Genomic DNA, 15871 nt, shown 5'->3' with positions numbered 1-15871 from the left:
TTTATTCTCAGGGTGTGAATCTACTCAAGTAATACAGTGAAAGTATTTTCGAGATACTCACTTGTGACTTTGCTACTTGCGCATGGCAAAAACTTGTTATAGGGATTCAGTTTGGTTTCAAACTGCGCCGTTATAGTCGTTCATTTAATGGAGAAGGAACAAGAATAATGAAACGATTGGGACTGATGGCATCCTTGCTGCTGGCAACGACGGTTCAGGGGCAGGAGTTGACTGCTGCCGAGCAGTTTTTTAACCACTTATCCGGTTTGTGTGGCAAGGCCTACAGTGGTGAGTTGATCAAGGGGGGCAGCAGCGGCGATGGTTTTACGGGCCAGCCGCTGGTGATGCATGTGCGCCAATGCTCAACAACCGAGATCCGTATTCCGCTGCATGTGGGAGAGGACAGATCCCGCACCTGGGTGATCAGCAAGACGGCCGATGGCCTCAGGCTCAAGCATGATCATCGTCATCAGGATGGCAGCGAAGATGCCGTAACCCAGTATGGCGGTGACAGTCGCAGTCCGGGAACCGAGTCCTGGCAGTCATTCCCGGTCGATGAATTTTCAATTGCCAATTTCAAACAGCATGGTCTGGCCCAGTCGGTAACCAATGTTTGGCATCTGGGGCTGGATCAGCAGAATTTCAGTTATCGCCTGACCCGGGAGAAGCGCGATTTTCTGTTGCAGTTCAAATTAAGCAATGAAGTAACGCCACCACCGGCGCCATGGAGACATTGATAATACTGGCAAATGGGTGAGGCGACTCAGGATCACCTCACCCATGGGCTTATTGCGCTTCGAAGGTAAATGATTGTCCGGCAAGTGCGGCTTCAACCATGAGGCCACCCTTGGCAGCGGTAAACACCGCCATGCCGTTGATATAGGAGGCCTTGGCAGCCTGACTGCCGCCGGATTGGCCGGCTCCGGCCGAGTTGCCTGTAGTACCGGCCTGAGCGTTGGCACCGGCGTTGATGGCTACGGCGGAAGCCTGGGCGCCGAATTCAAAGCTGCCGCTGGTAAAGTCGCGGTAGGCCTGTTCATCCTTAAAGAAAATAATCTCGCTGTAGGCCTGACCACCGATTTGAAAACCGATGGAAACTTGAGTCATGCTCGACTCACCGGTATAAACGCCGCCGCGATAGACACGTCCTTTACCATAGGCCGCCCCTATGCCCAGACCTCCCTTGCCGACAGTGGGGAATATGGCGTAACCATAGGCAGAGTCGAAGAATTTATGGGTTTCACTGGCTTGTTTGAAGGTAGCTATGGCACTGCTGTAGCTGTCATTGGCACTGGCCGTCGGGATCAGCAGCAGGCTGCTCGCCAGGGCTAATAAGGCAAACAAGGTACTTGAAATGGCTTTCATGATGAACCTCCAAATTGAGAGTCTTAAGCTCCCCGTCAATGAGAGACTGGGTACCTGTAGGTACTCTTGAGCTTACTTGTCCGGCAGCAAAAATACAGAGGGGGAGACTAAAAAAGCGCCGATAACGGCGCTTTTTGGAGTGAATGTCAGCCAGAGTTCAGTTAACCCATCTCCTATACAGCGCTGCTAAGGAAAGGGTTTGCCGAGAACATAATGTTCAAACCAGGCCTGATCCCAGTCCATCTTGGCTTGTTTGTGCTTGTAGCGGCTCAAACCATGGCCTTCACCCGGGTAAGTAATCAGTTCCACCGGCACATTCAGGTAATGCTTGAGGGCGCGATATAGCCCCTGGGCGTGCCCTAAAGGTACCCTGGCGTCTTTCTCTCCGATATGGATAAGTGTCGGGGTCTTTATTCTGTCTGCATGCGTCAGCGACGAGCCATGGGTATAAGCCTCGGGTTTTTCCCATGGCAAGCCCTGCATAAAGTTGACCACATGTCCGGGCGTGTCTTCCAGCATCCATTGCAGGCGCTGATCGAATACCCCGGCCCCTGAACTGGCGGCCTTGAATCTGTCGCTGCTGGCGATAAGTGCATTGGTCAGATAGCCGCCGTTGCTCCAGCCCATGACGGCCAGCTTGTCGGCATCGACCAGGCCCTCGGCAATCAGCTTGTCCACACCGGCCATGATGTCGTTTACCTCAATCTCGTGTTCATGGCCCACCAGATCAGTGAGGAACTTGTCGCCATAGCCGGTAGAGCCGCGGTAGTTGGGCGACAACAAGGCCCAGCCGTTGGCGGCGAAAGTAGCACGGCCATAGGATCTGTGTTGCAGTGCAAACGGGGTAGCTGCAGTGGGGCCTCCGTGAATTTGCACAACAAGTGGCAGGGGGCCATCGGCTTTGCGGTAGCCGGGTGGTAATTCCAGTATGCCTTCAACCTGAGTGCCATCGGCGGCTTGCCACTTGACTATGCTCAGTTGTGGCAGCAACCAGGAATCGGTTTGCGGATTGATATTGGTCAGGCGTTTGGCCGGTGCTTTGCGTTTCTCGGCGTTGGCGATGAATAGATCGTAGAAGTGATCCAGACCGTTATGGCTGAACGCCAGTTGCTTGCCGTTGTGACTGAAACTGTAGCTGCCGATGACGGTATCATCCTGCAGCAGAGTCCGGGTGTCACCCTGTTCCAGGTCATTGATTTCAGTGCAGTAGAGGCGTACCAGCGCATGATCGGCACCGCGATAGCAGATCTCTTCACTGCCCGGACGCCAATGGATGTCGCCGCCGCTGAGTGTCATATCACCCTGGCGTTTAACACTCAAAGGTGCCTGTTCGGGTTTACTGGTATCACTGATAAACAGCCTGCCGGGATGGCCGTCGAAATCGATTCTGAAGGCGAGTCGGCGGTTATCCTCGGCCCAACTCAGCCCCAGCAGCCAGCCGTAAGGAGAGGGCGCCTGTTCACGCCAACGCTTGTCGGCCAGAACCAGGCTGCCGGCGTTTTTGATATCGAAGACTTCTACCTGGGACCAACCTTCCAGATTGACCAACTCGTTGTCTTCTGTGGTGATCCGCGCCAGTTTATTGTCATCATGGCTGACGCTGAACTCCCAAACCACTTTGTCATCATCCAGCAGCAACTGTTTGCGAAAATGGTTCAGATCCAGGCGGTACAGGGGGGTGGTATCGCGACTGCCGTGAGCATACCCAGGGCCTTGGTGAGCGGCGCGCATACCGGCCCAGGGATCTTTGTCTGTCAGGGTCTTATGGGTCAGGAAATAGAGCTGGCTGCCATCGTCACTCAGCTGGTAACTCTTGACGCCACCGGCCTCTTGGGTAACGGGAACAGCTTCACCACCTTGGATAGAGAGACGATAAATTTGTGGTTTGGCGTTGAAGGGCGCCGGCTGCTCGGCATCGCCGCGGCTGCTGAGAAAGTAGATATATTGGCCATCCGGGCTCCAACTGATAGCGCTTTCACTCTCGTTGCTGAAGGTCAGTCGTTTGCTCTGGCGGCTCTTGCTGTCGACCAGCCAGATGTCTTTCTGGGCCTTATCCAGATTTTTGTCCCAGCGCGATTCCAACCAGGCGGCCATTTTGGCATCCGGGCTGAGCACTACCTGGCCCATGTTGGCTATCTCGAAAAAGTCCTGGTTGGTTATTTTATGCTGCCGCTCTGCGGCCAATACCTGGGTTCCCATACCGATAAGGCACAGGGCCAGCAGGCTGTAGCTGTTAGGCAATCCCATCTCTGTTCCTTTGTTTTTGTTATTAAAAGCCGCATTAGATTAACGTAAAGGTCACAGCCTGGGCGATGTTACTTATCTTTTTTTTCGTGCAGTATCTCATTGAGAAAATCCAGCTCTTCCTTATCGAGAGGCTGTTTGGGTACAGAGGCGGCTTGAGCACGGGATTCGCGTCCACGAAGATAGGCGGCGCGGGTGAGCTGATTGAGGCCGTAGATGGCCAGCAAATAGAGGGTCAGCAGCAGTGCCAGTCTCGGGATTGCCTGCGCCACAGCCGAAAACTGATCGCCGAGAAACAGAGTCAAGAGCACGGCAATGTTACGAACCAACCAGTTCAGTATCAGTGCCAGGGTCAATACCAGCAGCCAGTTACTGCGCAGCTGTTGCAATCTGTTGTCCTGCTGAGCCGATGCATGAAAGTGGCGCTTCATCAGCTGCAGCACCAATACCAGGTACAGGGTGGTTTGCAGTAACAGCAACAGTGGCAACAGCAGGGAACCCCAACTCAGGCTGGGCTGGTAGCCCAGTAGAGCCACACCAGTGACCAGGCTGGGATTGAATAGCCACAGCAACACCACCAGGAACATGGCAAGTATGGACGGCAACAGATGCTTGAGCGGCAACCTTGCATCTACAGTCGGCCTGAGTTGTTGCTTCAGGTATTGATACAGTGCCGGCATCAACAGGAAGTACAGCGGCAGTAATAACAGAAACAGCAAATGGATAGGCGCCGGGGTATTGTCACTATTGAACAGGCCGGTAAAGAAATAGAGTGCCATCAAGGCAAAGATGCCGGCGAGCAGTCGACGTTGGCTATGGCTGTCCTGATAGACAAAGCGGGCGTAGATGGACAACGCCAGGCAATGCAGGCCTCCAAGCAGCGACAGCCACCAGTAAGCTTGGGTAAAAATGTCGCTGAATGCTGTCATCTGGCCCCCTTAACGACATTCTTATCTCAGCCGCTTGAGGGGTGCAACAAAAAATAGTCAGTTTTTGGCGCACTGCATGCGCTTATGGCGGTTGGAGGCATCCTTCGGAGGCTTGCCCGGTGCGGCTTTGCGCTCGCACCAGAGGTGGCGCAGTGCCAGTATCGGGTGGCTCAACAGCATTCTGGGACCGGCATAACGCATCACCTGACGCATCTGCTCTTTGGGTTCAGGTTTGTAGCAGTGTACCGGGCATTTGTTGCAGGTGGGCTTGCTTTCACCGTAGGGGCAGCGGTCGAGGCGGGTGTGAGCGTACTCCATCAAGGCCTGACAGTCGGGGCAGAGGCTGCCATCTTCAGTTCTGGGGTGATGGTCACGGCAGTAGATCCACACCATGGCAGAAACAGTGCGGAATTCGGTCAGTAGTTTTCCTTGCAGCAGTTCCATAGCCTTACCTTAGTAAATAACTCAACTATGGTCATCTTAGTCCTGAGGTGGGGCAGGGTTCAAAGTCAGTGGCAGGAATTATGAAGGTGCGCACAAAATGAAGCTTTATGCGCACCCAAGGTCAAATGACAAGTTAACCCTAGATATGGATAACCTTGTCGGCTTCCAGGGTCCAGCGGCTCAAATCGCCAAGTGTGCCAATGGCGGCGCCGTCCAGCAGCATGTCGGCCACTACGCCGCGGGCTTCAACACAGGTCTTGCACAGCAGCAAGGGCACACCCTGAGCGGTAAGGATTTCAAACATCTGCTGCAGGTTGTAGCTGAGATCAGGGGTATTCTGACCTTTTACTGCGCCAAAGACAGCGTCTGACATCAGGAATAACTTGAGTTCCACTTCGGTCTGCTCCTGGTCTTTCAGCGCCAGGGCGATACGCAGAGTGTTGAATAATTTTTCTGTGCCATAAGGGCTGGCGTGAGCCACTATCAGTAATTTTTGCATCTGAATCCTTGTTTGCCATTCTTGGGATCAAAACCCTAGGAGTGTACCAGCCTGTATCTGTCGATGGCGCGCCAGGCTTCACAGACTGAGTTTCAATTGCAAAAAGCGCCTAAAAGCGAGCAGAAAAAGCATAAATACTTGATTTATACTAAGACGATACTCTATTAATATCGGTTAAACTCTGTGCAGAGCGGGGTGGCTTTGGCGGATTGCCAATACCACAAAACAGGGCCGCCAGTTGGCCCGGCACTCAAGAAATGGTGGACGAAGATGTTTAAAATCCTGGTCGTAGTACTGTTGGTCGCAGCGGGTATTTTCCTCTATAACCGGGCGCAGCGGCTGGCAAAAGAGGAGCGTGATGAGGCGCTTAAGCTCAAAGACAGAGCTTCGGCCATGCCTCAGTCGCCACAGGCCGAGACGGAAAACGAGACTCAGGAAGAGCACCAGAGTGTCGATCTGGACTTTGCCGAATCGAAAGAGCAAGCCGAACCCAAGCCTCAGCCATCGGCTGAGCAAGCGGTCGCAGAGTCGCTTGAGCTTGAACCTCAAGCGGAAAATATCGCCCCTGAGGTGGAAGTTGGCCGCGCCGAGGTCGAGACTGTCCTGCCAGAGCCAGAGCCAGAGCCAGAGCCAGAGCCAGAGCCAGAGCCAGAGCCAGAGCCAGAGCCAGAGCCAGAGCCAGAGCCAGTTAAGGCGGCTGCGCCGGATATCAGTTGGGGCAATATCACCCTCAAGCGGGCGATGGAACAGTATCAGGCCTCTGAAGGCGCTATCGAAGCGCATGATGCTTTACTGGCCGTGATAGGTGAATGCTACAAGCAGCGGAAAAACAGCAAGTATCTGCAGTTGGGGCAAGAGTACGATACTGCATATAGCGCCCTGTTTGCCGCCAGTCGGGAGAAAGTACTCAGCAAATCACCCAAGGCCGAGTTCAAGGGCACAGGTTTTATGCAGCTCTCCACCCTGTGCAGCGATGCAGGTCGTTTCGATGCCGCCATAGCTCTTTGCAACAAGGCGATTGAATATGGGCTGGAAGATGGCACAGTTACGGGCTTTGAAGGTCGTATCAAGCGGATAGAAAAGGCCAGGGATAAAGCCTCGGCCTGAGTACAAAAGCCGATTCAATGTGTAGAATCAAGCAAGGAGTGAAGGGCAAAGTGCTTTTTCACTCCTTCCCAAGCGAGCCTGCGGGTTCGCTTTTTTATTGATGGAGAGCCGCAATGAAACCAGCGACTTTATGGGTTGCCCTCACTTCGCTGTTGCTGCTGGCAGCCTGCAGCAAGCAGCCGCAATGGACCCTGTTTTACTATCCGGATACGGATATACAGCAGCCGAATAGAGATAAGTCGGACGTCGAGCCGCAAACGGCCGAGACGTTGGATCGTTACCACGCCATTGCCGGTTATTATCAAACCCTGCAGCAGTGCCAGGACAAGGGCAGAGGCATGCAGCGCCTCAATGAGGGCAAGGGCAGCTTCGAGTGTGGTCACAACTGCCGTCTCGACGACAGGGATATGATAATCTGTGACCAATGGCACAATAACGGCCCCTAAGGGACATGAAATTTAAACAGGATTACTTCACCCGCCTGGCGGGATTTTACCAGCAGGTACTGCCTGCCGGGCTACCTTCGCCCCATTGGTTGGCCTGGAGTGATGATGCGGCGGCGCTTTTGGGCCTGACTGCCCCCAATGAAACCCTGCTGCAGCAACTCGCCGGCAACCAGAGAATGCCGGGCGCCGAATATTACGCCCAAGTCTACAGTGGACATCAGTTTGGCGGTTACAGCCCCAGGTTGGGCGATGGCCGTTCGATCATTCTCGGTGAGGCGCAGGGGCCTGACGGTGCCTGGGATTTGGCCTTGAAGGGCGCGGGACCCACGCCATACTCGCGTCACGGTGATGGCCGTGCAGTGATGCGTTCTGCGGTGCGCGAGTTTCTGGTTTCCGAGGCGCTGTATCATTTGGGCGTGCCCACCACCAGGGCGTTGGCGGTGATCGGCTCTGAGCTGCCTGTGTGGCGCGAGTCGCTGGAAAAAGGCGCCATTACCGTGCGCCTGGCCCGTAGCCATATACGTTTTGGCCACTTCGAGTATTTCTGTTACAGCGAGAAGGGTCAGGCCGACAAGCTCAAGCAGCTGCTCGATTTCACCCTCAGCCAACATTATCCCCAGTTCAGCCTGGACTATGAGGGCTACAAGGCCTGGTTTGCTCTGGTGGTACGTGATACCGCGCGTATGATAGCCCACTGGCAAGCGGTGGGCTTTGCCCACGGGGTGATGAATACCGACAATATGTCGATTCTCGGTGACAGCTTCGACTTTGGCCCCTTCGCCTTCCTCGATACCTTCAAGGAAGACTTTATCTGTAACCATTCTGATCCCGAGGGGCGCTACGCCTTCGGTCAGCAACCCGGCGTCGGCTTGTGGAACCTGCAACGTTTGGCGCAGGCGTTGACGCCTGTGCTGGCTTCCGATGATTTGATAGCTGCGCTCAATACCTATCAGCATGAGTTAGTGCAGCAATATCTTGGCTTGATGCGCGCCAAGTTGGGGCTGGCACCTTTGGCCGAAGATTTAAGCCTTGATGCCAGGCTGGAGCAGGACAACAAGGACCTGGCGCTTATCGGCGCCTTTACCGGCTTGTTGGAACAAAACGCCTTGGACTACACCCAGAGCCTGCGCCGCTTCGGCGAGCTGGATCCCAAGGCAGAAAACAGCAGTCTGAGGGATGATTTTATCAATCGACAGGGCTGGGATGATTGGCTGCCCGAGTACCGGCGCCGTATCGATACCCGCCAGGGACTTGAGCAGTGGCAGGCCGAGCGCCGGGCTCACAACCCCAAATATATCTTGCGCAACTATCTGGCTCAGGAAGCGATCATTGCCATCGAAGAGGAGGGCAATAGCCAGCCGCTTGAGCAGTTGCACCAGCTCCTCAGGCGCCCGTTCGATGAACAGCCTGAGATGCAGGAGTATGCCAAGCGACCACCGGATTGGGGTCAGGGGTTGATCATGTCCTGCAGCAGTTAAGAAATAGGATTAAAATATGCAGTATCAAAATCTTAGCTTGGATCCCGAGCATAAAACCCTGTCGATGACGGCCGGGGTCGAGTTCGAAGCCTTCGACAGCTTTGCCGAGCCCCTGTGCCGGGCACTCGATGCCAAGGTACTGGAGCGGCAATGGGGTGCAGATCGTCACCAATGGCTGCTGGATTTTGAAGGCAGTCTCTTGTGGCTCAACTATGAGTTCTACGGCGATGTGTGCTGGTTGAGCTGCCAGAGTGAACAAGACTGGGATGTGTTGGTATACCTGAAGCACTTACTGGAGTCACAGGCATGACAGAAAAGCAGGCCACGGCGGCGTTTCATTATCGGGATCTTTCCCCTGAACTGATTTTGGATGCCATTGAAAGTCTGGCGATTTACCCCGAGACGGGGCTAACGCCACTCAACAGCTATGAGAACCGGGTCTATCAGTTTCGCTGCGATCGTGGCCAGAGGTACGTGGTTAAGTTCTATCGCCCCGAGCGTTGGACCGATGCCCAAATTGTGGAAGAGCATGAATTTACGTTCGAGTTGGCCGAAGCCGAGATCCCCATTGCCGCCCCTGTGGTGCTCGACGGCCGCAGTCTGCATCACTTCAAAGAGTGGCGTTTTGCGCTGTTTCCTTCCATAGGCGGTCGCAGCTTTGAGGTGGACAACCTGGATCAGATAGAGGGCGCCGGCCAGTTCATCGGCCGTTTGCACCAGTATTCCCGTGGCAGCCTGTTCAAGCAGCGTTTGAACCTGACGCCGACAACCCTGGGGACTCCGGCGCTGGAGCAATTGCAGTGCACAGAGCTGATCCCGAACGCTTTGCGGGAACATCTGCTCGAGGCGGCGTTAAGCCTTTTCTCTGAGCTGCAGCGGCGTTGGCAAGGTATCGAATACCAGAGTATGCGTCTGCATGGCGATCTGCATCCCGGCAATATTCTCTGGACCCCCAATGGCCCCGGGTTTGTCGATCTCGACGATGCCTGCAACGGCCCTGCGGTGCAGGATCTGTGGATGATGCTGTCCGGCGACAGGCAGCAACAGACGTTGCAGTTGGAGGTATTGCTGGAGGCCTACGAGGCCTTCTCCAACTTCGATACCAAAGAGCTGCAGTTGATAGAGCCACTCAGGGCCCTGCGAATGCTGCATTACAACGCCTGGCTGGCCAAGCGCTGGGACGACCCCGCGTTTCCGCGCCACTTCCCCTGGTTTGCGACCGAAGAATACTGGCAACAGCAGTTGCAAGCCTTTAAAGAACAGCAACAGCGCCTGGATGAAGCGTCACTGAGTCTTATTCTTTATTGAGGCTGCATCGAACGAGTGCCGGGCGTTGAGGATATGGCCGCCCGGCATTTGGATTTAACAAAAAGGGAACTCAGAGCTTGAGTTCGACTCAAAAAGAAGATTATGTTATTCAGCAACTCCAGCAGTGTTGGCTGAAATTTTAATAAACAAGGAACTCCAATGAAGAAAATCCTGATGTTGGCGGCGGCATTTTTGCTGCTTCCCCTGGCGGCCACAGCGGCCCAGTACAAAGAAGGCGTGCATTATACTGTGGTTAGTGAAGGCCCCGCCTCCGCCAAGCCTGAAATCACAGAGTTTTTCTCTTTCTACTGTCCTCATTGCTATAACTTTGAAAAGAACGTGATCCCCAAGCTGAAGGCTCGTCTGCCCGAAGGTGTGGCTTTTGAGCAAAACCATGTCGACTTTATCGGCCGCGAGATGGGTGTTGAGATGTCCCGTGCTTTCGCCACTGCCGAAGTACTGAAGGTGTCTGATAAGGTCAATCATGCCATGTTCAGCGCCATTCAGGACAAGAAGCAGCATTTCACCAATCGTGATGACATCAAGGCTATCTTTGTTGCCAATGGTGTGGATCCCAAGCAGTTTGATTCTGCGGCCAACTCTTTTATGGTCAACAGCATGGTGGCCAACATGAAGCGCAACACAGAAAACGCCAAGATCTCAGGTGTTCCAGCGCTGGTGGTGAATGGTAAGTATCGGGTTGAAACCGGTGCCATCAAGTCTTATGACGAGATGTTGGATATTGCTATCTATCTGACTCAGCTGAAATAATTTAGCATCTAAATACAAAAAAGGGCCTTAATGGCCCTTTTTTGTTACCCGGAAAACAGCTGGGCATAAAGCAAAAAAAAAACCGTACTCCCTGGTCGCAAGAAGCACGGATTAGAGCCATAGGGCTCAGTTTTTACCCTGAGTAACGGCTTTACTCTAGCAGTGCGTCAAAAAATTGGCAAGTGTTGCTTTATTGACTAATCTGCATGGGCGAGAGGTATAACAGCAAGATTTTTAGAACAAAGGCGCATATTTGCGAATTTTGACTCATTTTCCTGGATTGAAATGAAACCTTCCACCGGGTTAGGGGGTCAAAACTTCGGGATCGGAAATCAACTAAAGGAGGTTTCTCGTGCGTGTATTTCCTGTCTATGCTCCCAAGCTGATTGTCAAACACGTAAGGATATTCTTGACCGGCGCCGTCTGGGTGAAAGATCTGGGAAGATTAGAGTTTGATAAAGGGCGCTTTTTGCTGCCGAGAAAAAGCCTGCCAAAGGTAAAGCAGGCTATCATGGAATTGAACGAACTCATTGAAACTCAGAATAGCCAAGCTAAAACCGTTTAGATTCAGTTGACTTCGTCGTTGAGCAGACCAACAAGGCCGGTGACTTTCTCGTTCCACGAGTTGAGATCTTGCTGAAGTTGTTGGTTTTGCTCTATCAGATGGGCATTCTTCTGCTTTTCTTCTTCCAGCTCCATTTTCAGAAGCTCAATATTTTCGAGCGCGGCCTGGATCTTGGTCTCCAGTTTGGACAGTAATTCTAGGCTCATACAGGAGTCCTTAAATAGTTGGGCGAATGAGATATTGATTCTATCAGTGCCGCTGGCTTAAGGAATAGCTCTTATCTCCAAGTGTCCAAAAAATATGCGATAAAATTGGCTGTTTGGCAGTTTTTTTCACTTATCTGAACCACAACTGTCCCAAGCCGACTTTTGCCGGATAAAATAACGGTTTTCACCTGGAACCAAGCCGATGACAATTCAACGTATCGATACCAATCCGCGCATGAGCAGCATAGTGATCCACAACAACACGGTTTATCTCTGTGGTCAGGTTGCCAAGGATAAGTTTGCCGATATTCAGCAGCAGACCCGTACCATGCTAGAAGAGGTGGATGAACTGCTTGAGCGGGCTGGCAGTAGTCGTGAGCGGATCCTCTCTGCGACTATCTACCTGAAACAGATGAGCGATTATGATGCCATGAATGCTATCTGGGATGCCTGGCTACCGGCGGAGCATGCACCGGCCAGAGCCTGTGTGGAGGCGGCTATTGCCGAACCCGAGTATCTGGTGGAAGTCTCGGTTATTGCGGCGATTTAAATCTCACAGCCTGCCGAGGCAATCAGCACTCGGCCAAACTCGGCGCCTTCCTGCTCAGGTGTGATAGCCAGCAGTTGATCCATTCGAATGGCGCGGTTGCTGGTGGCCGTTTGCACCAGCAGCCACTCGCTCTTGTCGGGACGTGTCTCGGTGATCAGCGCCTTGCCATGCAGTATCTCTCCTTGCAACAGCTCTATTTTCAGCGGATAACCGCGAATACAGGCCAACTCCAGGTAATCATAGCGGCCGCAATCTATGGCTTGGTAAGGTTTCATATCTTGGTCTTTTAGTTTGAAGTTAAATAATGCGCTTCCAGATGGAAGCTTGAGCTATCCAAAGTTGCACCTGCTTCCATGCAGAATGGTATAAAAGTAGTTCGAATTTTCACTTATACCAAAATAACTTGCAGTAAATTGTGAGACATGAACCTGGTGGGGGAGTGGCTTGCTAAAGTCGCTGTATCGTCGTGGCTGTTAACCATGCCACTCGATTCAAGAAGAGATATTAAACAAAAAGCCCCATAAATGGGGCTTTTTAGAGGCTGGAGTTTGGCTAAAATCGATAGTCGACACTCAGGTACAGTTGCTGGGTGTTATCCAGTGCATATTTGCCTGAGTCTATCTTGTTGTCATAGTCCTGCTTCAGATAGCGATAACCTATCTCGGTATTGAGATTGTCGCTCAGCTTATACACCAGACCTGTCTGACCACCCCAGACAAAATTATTGTCTGATTCCAGGGCACTGCTATCCGGTGCCGTGTGGTTGATACCGGCGCTGGCACCGACAAACCAGTTCAGTTTGTTGGCCTGATCCAAACCTATCAGGTAGTCATAGGAAACCAGCCCCATCTGCTGCTTGGCAAAGTCATCGCTGTTGTAGCTGTACGTCGCGTAGAGACGCTGGTTGGGGGTCAGGAAGGCACCACCACGCAGCATGTAGACGGCATTGCGATCATCATCGCTGAACTTGCCGCCATCAGTGGGCTTATGAGAGTAGTCATTTTGCTGCGCACCAACACCGCCGCCAACAAACCAGTCAGCTGCAAAAGAAGGGGCTGAGAAAGCGAGAGCCGCAGCGGAAGCCAGTACTAGAGATTGAATTTTCATAATTTACTCCTGGATCCGGGAAAGTCCGGATGACTGTTTTTAAGCCGGGTCAACTTGTGTTCATCGGCAGGTTAGGACCGCTTTACTGAACTCCACCTGAATGAGAGCTTGATCGGGTTTTTAATCGTATGTATTGGCTTTTTGTGTTAAAAAACCTGATGTTAGAAATTCCAATTGTTGTGGGTCAGTGATGGGTTTGTGGTCGAAAAATAGACTGTTAACCTGAGGGAAAAGGGATGAGACTGGTATTTGTACACGGCTGGAGTGTGACGTCCACAGAGACCTATGGTTATTTGCCGCAGGCATTGGCCAAGCTGGCAGACACTGAGCTTGAGGTGAGTCATCTGCACCTGGGACGCTATATCAGTTTTCAGGACCAGGTGAAGTTGGAGGACGTTGCGCTGGCCTTCGAGGCTGCCAGACGTGAAGTGCTGGGGGATGAACCTTTCGCGGTGATCACCCACAGCACTGGAGCAGCCGTGATACGTTGCTGGTTGGAGACCTTCTTCGGAGCCCAAAAATTGGCGGCTTGTCCCGTGACTCATATGATCATGCTGGCACCGGCCAACCACGGCTCCGCCCTGGCACAGCTTGGCAAGTCGCGCCTCGCCAGGATTAAGGCCTGGTTCGATGGATTGGAGCCGGGGCAGAAGATCCTCGACTGGTTGGAGCTGGGCAGCCTGGGGCAGGCTGCTTTAAGTAAAGCCTGGTTGAACTATGATTTTGAGGCCGCTCGGCTTTGGCCCTTGGTGCTGACCGGCGAAAGTATAGATGCGTCCCTCTATGATTATCTCAACTCCTATACCGCCGAGCCGGGCTCGGATGGTGTCGTGCGGGTCGCCGCGGCGAATATGAATTATGCTCGCCTGCGCCTGGTGGAGCAGGCACAGGAATGTGACAGCTTTGATGGTGCCTGCGTGGCCAAGCTGGCGCCGGAAAGTTTCATTCAGGCCCCTGTCAGTGGCTTCGGCATTATTCCCAAGGCCAGCCACAGCAAAGAGAAAATGGGGATCATGCGTTCCGTCAGCCGTAGAAACGCCGCCAACAAGCCGGTAGTGCAGGCGATTCTGAATTGGTTGAAGGTCGACTCGGTAGAGGCTTACCGCCGTGCCTGTCAGGAGCTTACGCGGCAAACCCAAAGCCGGACCACCAAGAAGCGTTACACCATGCTGGTGATTCGGGTGTGGGATGATACCGGCGCCGCCATAGAGGATTTCGATTTTTATCTGCTCAGTGGCGAGCAGTATCTGCCGGGTATTCTGCCAAGAGGCTTTATGCAGGATAAACAGCGCAACCAGCAGAGCCCCAACTGCCTGACCCTGTATCTGGATGCCGCCAAGATGCAGACCCTGCCTCAAGGGAAAATCGGCTTTAAGTTGGTACCGCGCCCAGATGATGGCGCCTGTTATTATCGTGCGGTTGAGTTCCAGTCTGATGCCGGCGCGGTATCCAGGCTGCTGAAGGAGGACGCCACTTTGGAAGTGGATCTCTTGCTTAAGCGGCACAGGGATGCAGGGCTGTTTACTCTGATCAGCCCTGAAGAGGGCAGCGACTTTTCCCGCTTAGCTCCCCAGGGGGAACTTACCGATATTTGATGGCTAAATTTTTTACAGTACTCCTGCTGGACGCAGGCCTTGGCCCTCTTGACATTATTCCGGGCGCTCCCTAGTCTGCTTGAACAATAGTCAAGGTGGTAAGCAATGGAAATCAAGTATCAGTTAAAGCCCGCCGCAGAGCGTCGCTCAGAGCAGTTTTGTCCTGAAGGTAATGTTGGCTTTGGTCGTCTGCGCACCGACCATATGTTCATGATGGATTATTATGATGGCGAGTGGCGGGATCCCCGCATCGTCCCCTACGGTCCGTTTGAGATGGCTCCCGGCGCGATGGCGCTGCATTATGGTCAGAGTATTTTTGAGGGCGCCAAGGCCTTTATGCATGAAGACGGTGAGATTTATACCTTCCGTCTCAACAAGAATGCCGAACGCATGAACCGCTCTGCCGATATCGTCTGTATTCCCAATATTGATGAAGCCATGCAGCTTAAGGCGATCAATGCCCTTATCGATGTCGACCGTCTCTGGTTCCCCATGCAGGACGGGGCTTGCCTCTATATTCGGCCCTTTATTTTTGCCACCGAAGACAGACTGTCAGTCAGCCCGGCCAACCGCTACACCTTCTGTGTGGTGATGAGCCCCAGCGGTGCCTACTATGGTGAGAGCCTCAACGCCATTCGCCTGCTGATCAGTAAAGAATTCCACCGTGCAGTATCCGGTGGTACCGGTGCCTCCAAGGCCGCCGGCAACTATGCCGCTTCACTGCGTGCCGGTAAGTCTGCCGCGGCTCACGGTGCTTCCCAGGTGCTGTATCTGGACTCAACCAATGAATATATCGAAGAAGCCGGGGCGATGAACCACTTCCATATTCTCAAGGATGGCACAGTGATCATCCCTGAGTTTACCGATACCATTCTCAAGTCGATCACCTCACAGTCTATTATTGAGTTGGCGCCACTGCTTGGCTGTGAAGTCCGCCAGGAGCAGGTCAAACTGGATGATTTTATTGCAGGTGTCGAGTCGGGCGAGATCATCGAAGCCGGTGGTTTCGGCACAGCCGCCGTGGTTTCTCCGGTCGGCTCCTATATTTTTGAAGATGGCCGGGTGGTTACTGTTGGTGACGGCAAGGTGGGTGAACATGTCAGTCGCATCTATCGAATCTTCACCGAAATCCAGAAAGGGCACAGACAAGGCCCACAAGGCTGGGTTTGCAAAGTGCCCAGGCTGGAGAAGGCATAAGCCAATAACTAATTATTGATAAAACGCGGCCATTTGAGCCGCGTTTTTTATGGGGTGATG

At 53.1% G+C, this 15871-nt stretch carries 19 protein-coding genes; 11 read left to right on the top strand and 8 right to left on the bottom strand.

Annotation, left to right across the window (positions count from 1 at the left end; translation table 11 throughout):
* The first annotated feature begins 167 nt into the window (after positions 1 to 167).
* The gene (locus ACMHXI_RS11680; protein WP_208184369.1) at positions 168 to 737 is read left to right on the top strand and encodes a hypothetical protein; all 570 of its coding nucleotides are present in this window, start codon (positions 168 to 170) and stop codon (positions 735 to 737) included.
* Positions 738 to 786: 49 nt separating this feature from the next.
* Here ACMHXI_RS11680 and ACMHXI_RS11675 read toward each other — a convergent pair whose 3' ends face one another.
* The 5 genes from ACMHXI_RS11675 to ACMHXI_RS11655 all read right to left on the bottom strand — a co-directional run bounded on the left by ACMHXI_RS11675 (position 787) and on the right by ACMHXI_RS11655 (position 5481).
* Positions 787 to 1365 carry a YSC84-related protein gene (locus ACMHXI_RS11675; protein WP_028780964.1) on the bottom strand — a complete coding sequence of 193 codons (579 nt, stop codon included), beginning with the start codon at positions 1363 to 1365 and terminating at the stop codon, positions 787 to 789.
* 186 nt (positions 1366 to 1551) lie between these two features.
* Positions 1552 to 3612 carry an alpha/beta hydrolase family protein gene (locus ACMHXI_RS11670; RefSeq protein WP_208184370.1) on the bottom strand — a complete coding sequence of 687 codons (2061 nt, stop codon included), beginning with the start codon at positions 3610 to 3612 and terminating at the stop codon, positions 1552 to 1554.
* 68 nt (positions 3613 to 3680) lie between these two features.
* Positions 3681 to 4538 (bottom strand): hypothetical protein, encoded by an 858-nt coding sequence (locus ACMHXI_RS11665; protein ID WP_044733502.1) that lies wholly within the window; start codon positions 4536 to 4538, stop codon positions 3681 to 3683.
* Between the two features lie 57 nt (positions 4539 to 4595).
* Positions 4596 to 4982, bottom strand: coding sequence for a nitrous oxide-stimulated promoter family protein (locus ACMHXI_RS11660; RefSeq protein ID WP_025011925.1), 387 nt, complete (start codon positions 4980 to 4982; stop codon positions 4596 to 4598).
* A gap of 139 nt (positions 4983 to 5121) precedes the next feature.
* Positions 5122 to 5481, bottom strand: a complete 360-nt coding sequence (locus tag ACMHXI_RS11655) for a DsrE/DsrF/TusD sulfur relay family protein (protein ID WP_025011924.1) — start codon at positions 5479 to 5481, stop codon at positions 5122 to 5124.
* Between the two features lie 270 nt (positions 5482 to 5751).
* On the opposite strand from ACMHXI_RS11655, the gene ACMHXI_RS11650 reads away from it, so the two are divergent.
* The 7 genes from ACMHXI_RS11650 to ACMHXI_RS11620 all read left to right on the top strand — a co-directional run bounded on the left by ACMHXI_RS11650 (position 5752) and on the right by ACMHXI_RS11620 (position 11156).
* Positions 5752 to 6588 carry a hypothetical protein gene (locus ACMHXI_RS11650; protein ID WP_186295257.1) on the top strand — a complete coding sequence of 279 codons (837 nt, stop codon included), beginning with the start codon at positions 5752 to 5754 and terminating at the stop codon, positions 6586 to 6588.
* Positions 6589 to 6701: 113 nt separating this feature from the next.
* Positions 6702 to 7034, top strand: coding sequence for a hypothetical protein (locus ACMHXI_RS11645; RefSeq protein WP_025010847.1), 333 nt, complete (start codon positions 6702 to 6704; stop codon positions 7032 to 7034).
* Between the two features lie 5 nt (positions 7035 to 7039).
* Positions 7040 to 8512 (top strand): protein adenylyltransferase SelO, encoded by a 1473-nt coding sequence (locus ACMHXI_RS11640; RefSeq protein ID WP_413734995.1) that lies wholly within the window; start codon positions 7040 to 7042, stop codon positions 8510 to 8512.
* Positions 8513 to 8528: 16 nt separating this feature from the next.
* The gene (locus tag ACMHXI_RS11635) at positions 8529 to 8822 is read left to right on the top strand and encodes a DUF3630 family protein (RefSeq protein WP_025010848.1); all 294 of its coding nucleotides are present in this window, start codon (positions 8529 to 8531) and stop codon (positions 8820 to 8822) included.
* The gene (locus tag ACMHXI_RS11630; protein WP_413734992.1) at positions 8819 to 9820 is read left to right on the top strand and encodes a serine/threonine protein kinase; all 1002 of its coding nucleotides are present in this window, start codon (positions 8819 to 8821) and stop codon (positions 9818 to 9820) included. The genes ACMHXI_RS11635 and ACMHXI_RS11630 overlap by 4 nt, the downstream gene beginning before the upstream one ends.
* Before the next feature lie 159 nt (positions 9821 to 9979).
* On the top strand, positions 9980 to 10591 hold the full coding sequence (locus tag ACMHXI_RS11625; protein WP_025889862.1) for a thiol:disulfide interchange protein DsbA/DsbL: 612 nt from the start codon (positions 9980 to 9982) through the stop codon (positions 10589 to 10591).
* Between the two features lie 352 nt (positions 10592 to 10943).
* Complete coding sequence (locus tag ACMHXI_RS11620; protein ID WP_025010850.1) at positions 10944 to 11156, top strand: DUF1107 domain-containing protein; 213 nt, start codon at positions 10944 to 10946, stop codon at positions 11154 to 11156.
* A gap of 2 nt (positions 11157 to 11158) precedes the next feature.
* On the opposite strand, the gene zapB is transcribed toward ACMHXI_RS11620, so the two are convergent.
* Positions 11159 to 11362, bottom strand: coding sequence for a cell division protein ZapB (gene zapB, locus ACMHXI_RS11615; protein ID WP_025010851.1), 204 nt, complete (start codon positions 11360 to 11362; stop codon positions 11159 to 11161).
* A gap of 202 nt (positions 11363 to 11564) precedes the next feature.
* Between zapB and ACMHXI_RS11610 the strand changes: the two genes are divergently transcribed.
* Positions 11565 to 11912 carry a RidA family protein gene (locus ACMHXI_RS11610; protein WP_413734990.1) on the top strand — a complete coding sequence of 116 codons (348 nt, stop codon included), beginning with the start codon at positions 11565 to 11567 and terminating at the stop codon, positions 11910 to 11912.
* Here the strand turns inward: ACMHXI_RS11610 and ACMHXI_RS11605 are convergent.
* Positions 11909 to 12187 (bottom strand): Rho-binding antiterminator, encoded by a 279-nt coding sequence (locus ACMHXI_RS11605; protein ID WP_028781134.1) that lies wholly within the window; start codon positions 12185 to 12187, stop codon positions 11909 to 11911. The two genes, ACMHXI_RS11610 and ACMHXI_RS11605, sit on opposite strands and share 4 nt — an antisense overlap.
* Positions 12188 to 12464: 277 nt before the next feature.
* Complete coding sequence (locus ACMHXI_RS11600; protein ID WP_044733507.1) at positions 12465 to 13019, bottom strand: outer membrane beta-barrel protein; 555 nt, start codon at positions 13017 to 13019, stop codon at positions 12465 to 12467.
* Between the two features lie 236 nt (positions 13020 to 13255).
* Here ACMHXI_RS11600 and ACMHXI_RS11595 point away from each other — a divergent pair, with 236 nt between their 5' ends.
* Positions 13256 to 14614 (top strand): esterase/lipase family protein, encoded by a 1359-nt coding sequence (locus ACMHXI_RS11595; protein WP_413734988.1) that lies wholly within the window; start codon positions 13256 to 13258, stop codon positions 14612 to 14614.
* 105 nt (positions 14615 to 14719) lie between these two features.
* Entirely contained in the window at positions 14720 to 15811 is a 1092-nt protein-coding gene (locus tag ACMHXI_RS11590) for a branched-chain amino acid aminotransferase (protein ID WP_413734986.1), read from the top strand.
* The last annotated feature ends 60 nt before the right edge of the window (positions 15812 to 15871 follow it).

Origin of the sequence: Shewanella sp. BJSY2023SW005, from assembly GCF_047314585.1 — a bacterium.
GTDB classification, from domain to species: domain Bacteria; phylum Pseudomonadota; class Gammaproteobacteria; order Enterobacterales; family Shewanellaceae; genus Shewanella; species Shewanella algae.
This window is presented reverse-complemented; position numbering and strand designations above follow the sequence as displayed.